The following is a 4,407-nucleotide window of genomic DNA, read 5'->3' as shown; positions in this document are numbered from 1 at the left end:
CCTCCAGCATCTCGCTCCGGTGGTCAGTTGTGCATCGCTGACGGACCTGCGACAGCGGCTTGCCGAGCCGGTCGAGATGATCTATTTCTACACGCATGGACGCCATCAGGACCTCCCCGGTAGAGCCCAATCGACGCCCACGCTTGCGCTCGGGACCAGTGATCTGCTGCTGCCGGAGACTATTGCGGCGTGGCGTCGTGGTTCGTGGCCAGCCGACCACTGGCAAGGAACATCACCCTTGGTGTTCATCAACGGCTGCCACACTGTGGAGATCACCCCTGAGTCACTGGTCAGCTTCGTCGAATCCTTCGCCAACGCGTCTGCGGCCGGAGTGATCGGTACGGAGATCGCGATAGCGCAGCGGGTCGCGGGGGAGGTGGCGGAGGAGTTCTTCCGTCATTTCCGGGCCGAGCTGACGGTTGGCGAGGCACTGCACCGGACGCGCATTCACCTGCTGCTTAAGGGCAATCTGCTTGGCCTCGCGTACACGCCGTACTGCTCAACAGAACTCAGGCTGTCAACCACAGGACATAATCAGCACGCCGCGGTGGCCTGAGTTGAGTCACATCATTCGCTCTTCGAAGGATCTTGGCACGGCTCATGGATAGGGGAGGATCTCAAGGTGGAAGTGCACAACAGTCGCGGCACCATGTCTCGTCAGTTGGGGCAATATGACCATGCCCTGACCAACCTAGACCGGGCCATCGAGCTCGATCCAACCTACGCCCTGGCTTACGTCAACCGCGGTGCGACCTATCATGATTTGAAGCGTTATGACGAGGCGCTCGCCGATTTCGGCAAGGCGATTGAACTCGACCCGACCAACGCTCAGGCCTTCAGCAACCGCGGTGTCACAAACTGGTGGCTGCGGCGGCATGATGAAGCATTGCTCGCCTTTCGCAAAGCTATCGAGCTCGACCCGAGCTTTGCCGTCGCCTACCTGAACCGAGGCGGCCTATATGGAGACCTGAAGAAGCATGACCAGGCTCTGCGTGACCTTGACAAGGCCATTCACTTCGATCCGAATCTTGTTCTAGCCTACTGCAATCGCGGCAACACCTATCGCGGCCTGCAGCAGTATGAACGGGCCCTGACCGATTGCATCAAGGCCATCGAGCTCGATCCGGCATCTACTCTGGCCCACGTGATACGGGGCAGCACCTACTCCGACTTGCGGCAGTATGACCGAGCCCTGGCCGACTACGGTAAGGCGATCGAGCTCGATCCAGCCTACGCTCTGGCTTACAGCGCCCGCGGCCGTACTTATACTCAGCTAGAGCAGTGTGACCGAGCCCTGCCCGACTTCACCAAGGCCATTGAGCTCGATGCAACGGATGTTCGAGCCTACAACAATCGCGGCCAAGCCTACAGTAGCCTGCGCCAGTATGACCTCGCCTTGGCCGACTTCAGCAAGGCCATCGCGCTCGCGCCCAACGATGGTGAAGCGCGCTTTCATCGCGGCACGACCTACAACGACCTGCAGCGCTATTCCCAAGGTCTCGACGATCTCGACAAGGCAGTCGAGATCGACCCGACCAACGCCCGATGTTATAACAACCGTGCCACCTCATATCGTGGCTTGCAGCGGTTTGAGCAATCCCTGTCCGACCTCAACAAGGCCATCGAGCTCGACCCGAGCTACACTTTGGCGTACTGCAATCGCGGCAACCGCTACTTCGACCTGCAACGGTATGACGAAGCCCTGACGGACCTGAACAGGGCGATCGAACTTGCCCCCAACCACGCTCCTGCCTACTACGGTCGCGGCAACGTCTATCGTGTGGTACAGCGGTATGACCATGCGCTCGCCGACTACGATCGGGCCATCGAGCTCGACTCGAACGATGCCCATGCCTATAACAATCGCGGTGTCGCCTACGGCGACCTGGAGCAGCACCACAAGGCCGTGGCCGATTTCGGCAAGGCTATCGAGCTCGACCCGAACGATGCTCAGGCGTACCGAAATCGTGCCATGGCTTACAGTCAGGTCCAGCAGAACCAGAAGGCGTTGTCCGACTATAACAAGGCGATTGCCCTCGATCCGGCCCAGGCTCAGGCCTACTTCGACCGCGGGCACGTTCATGATCAGTTGCAGCAGTACGACCAGGCCCTCTCCGACTACAACAAGGCGATCGAGTTCGGCCTGGGCGGTGCTTCGGTCTACAACAATCGTGGCCATATCCATGCCGAGCTACGGCAGGACGACCGGGCGCTGGCCGACTACCGCAAGGCCATCGAGCTCGATCCAGCAAACGCGACTACCTACGCGAATGTGGGCAGGTTATTCGCCAATCATGGAAAAGTGCGTGAGGCGCTGCCGTTCTTCGAGCAGGCGGCACGACTCGGTCACCCTCAGGCAGCGCAGTACGCGCGGACGGTCCGACGGATGCTGCGGGGTGGGTAGTGTTCTGATCGACAAATTCGCAGACCAAAACGCTTGACGCTGGCGAGGTTTTCATCGGCGAGCGAACGTCCGGTTCCAGAGGTCGCCGTCGTCGGCTCCGGGTCGGCAGCGCCAGTCCGGCTGATCGAACTGCTGCCGTACCGCTCTCATCGGCTGTCGATCGCGGCAGCTAGACCGTAAGGGACCGCTTTGGAGAATGGGCGCGCTCAACGGCCGACGCCCTATGGCGGCTGTACTTTGAAACCGGAAATTGGCATCGCGATTTCCTGATCGATCATATGTCCGGAAGTGGCCGGCAGTTCCAGTTCGAGGCCCAAGCTCGAACGCGTGCTCCAGACTGTCTGCTGTCCTTCGAATTTGGCTGCCGAATGACGGCGGTCGCCGAAAGCTGACATCGGCTCGTTTCTTGACGAACGGCCGGTCTACTTTGGAACTTGACCGTCGCCGACGTCGCCGACGTCGCTGAGGAAGTTCGAGCTGAACGCCAGCTCGGATCGCGGGCGGCTACAGACGAATCGCGCGTGAGCGGCTGCTTCCAAATGTCGCGAACAGGCGCTCCGGGCCCCAAGCGGGTGTACACCGGGCGTCGAAGATGCTTGAAGGCAGGCGTTCGCACGGAATTTGAGGCGTTGCCGCTCAGCCGCTGTCCCTGATCAACACCTCAAGTCGAAGAATTCCTTCGGTAAGCGTCTGGCCGTGGCATCTTGAGGTGACGTGGCCAGTGGCCGAGCATCGCGTCCATGATGAACATGGTGGACGCGGCTTGGGCGAAGGCAATGGTGTTCGCCTCGCGCTGGCTCGGCGTCGTCGTGCTGACCGTGTTCATTTTCGGTCGATCAGCGGCCGTCTCGGCGCGGCGCCTGTGGTCGACCTGGTCGACCTCAGCCGGCAGGCTGCCACCGGTGGGGCAGCAACTCCTCGATCTGGCTGTTCAACTGCATCGGCAGCCGGGTGAGGACGTCCTTCAGGTAGGCCCATGGCTCGTGCCCGTTGAGCTTGGCCGACTGAAGCAAGCTCATCACGACAGCAGCCCGCTCGCCGGCCAACTGGCTCCCAATAAAAAGCCAATTTCTTCTTCCAACTGCTATTGGCCGCATCCGRTTCTCACAATGGTTGTTGTCCAGCGGCACGTCGCCATCGAGCAGGAAGCGACCGAACCCCTCCCAGCGGTTCAAGCTGTAGTCAATCGCCTTGGCGATCGCGCTACCGTCGGGCACGCGCGTGCGCTCGAGTTTGAGCCACAGATGCAGCTGATCCCACAATGGCTTGGATCGCTCCTGCCGCATCTGCAGCCGCTCCTCRCAGGTCAATTCCCTGGCGTCGGCCTCGATTCTGTACAGCCATGCGATGCGCTGTATCGCCTCGGCGGCGACCGGGCTCGCTTGGGGTGCGGTCTTGATGAGTTCGTCAAACTTCCTTCTCGCATGAGCGACGCAAAAAGCGGCGCTGCGCCCTTCGAGCGACAGGACACCGTCATAGCCCGCATAGGCATCGATGACGAGCGTGCCACACCAGCCCTTGAGGAACTCGCTCGGGTACTTGCCGCCTCGCCCGAGGCAGAAGTCGAACACCACCCCGGGCTCGGGGTCGAAGGCGCCGCGCACGTAGGACCACATGTAGGACTTCTTGGTCTTGCCCGCACCGGGGTCCAGCATGGAGACCGGCGTCTCGTCGGCCTGCAAGATGCGCGAACTGAGCACGAACGCCCGGTGCGCGTCGTACAGCGGCATCATTTGCGCACCGGTCTGTCCGCCCCAGGCCGCCAGCGTCGAGCGCGGCGTGCGCACGCCCGAGCGGGCGTTGATCTGCTCCTGCCGATAGTACGGAATGTGGTCGACGAAGCGGCTGATCGCCGTATGGGCCTGCAGGCCCGGCGTTGGCAGCGCGTTGTCGAAGACCTGCGGGGCAGCCGGCTCCTGCACCAGCAGCTGGCAGCACTTGCACGCCCACTTGCCGCGGATTTGCCGCTGCACGAAGAACTGCGCCGGAACGATGTCCAGCCG

At 61.7% G+C, this 4,407-nt stretch carries 5 protein-coding genes; 2 read left to right on the top strand and 3 right to left on the bottom strand.

The features are described 5' to 3' along the window. A partial coding sequence (locus tag AC1DY5_RS43650) for a CHAT domain-containing protein (RefSeq protein WP_478120644.1) occupies window positions 1–556 on the top strand: 556 nt, incomplete at its 5' end. A 66-nt stretch (window positions 557–622) separates the two neighbouring features. Further along, on the top strand, window positions 623–2,404 hold the full coding sequence (locus tag AC1DY5_RS43645) for a tetratricopeptide repeat protein (RefSeq protein WP_478120643.1): 1,782 nt from the start codon (window positions 623–625) through the stop codon (window positions 2,402–2,404). 221 nt (window positions 2,405–2,625) lie between these two features. On the opposite strand, the gene AC1DY5_RS43640 is transcribed toward AC1DY5_RS43645, so the two are convergent. The 3 genes from AC1DY5_RS43640 to tnpC all read right to left on the bottom strand — a co-directional run. Beyond that, a complete protein-coding gene (locus AC1DY5_RS43640) occupies window positions 2,626–2,799 on the bottom strand; it encodes a hypothetical protein (RefSeq protein WP_478120642.1) in 174 nt (57 codons plus the stop codon). 266 nt (window positions 2,800–3,065) lie between these two features. Then, window positions 3,066–3,230 (bottom strand): hypothetical protein, encoded by a 165-nt coding sequence (locus AC1DY5_RS43635; RefSeq protein ID WP_478120641.1) that lies wholly within the window; start codon window positions 3,228–3,230, stop codon window positions 3,066–3,068. Window positions 3,231–3,285: 55 nt separating this feature from the next. Beyond that, the coding region (tnpC, locus tag AC1DY5_RS43630; RefSeq protein WP_478120640.1) for an IS66 family transposase at window positions 3,286–4,407 on the bottom strand (1,122 nt) is incomplete at its 5' end.

It is taken from the genome of Variovorax sp. P4_D9, from assembly GCF_056401695.1.
The sequence above is the reverse complement of the archived record's forward strand: the minus strand, read 5'-3'. Positions and strand labels throughout refer to the sequence as shown.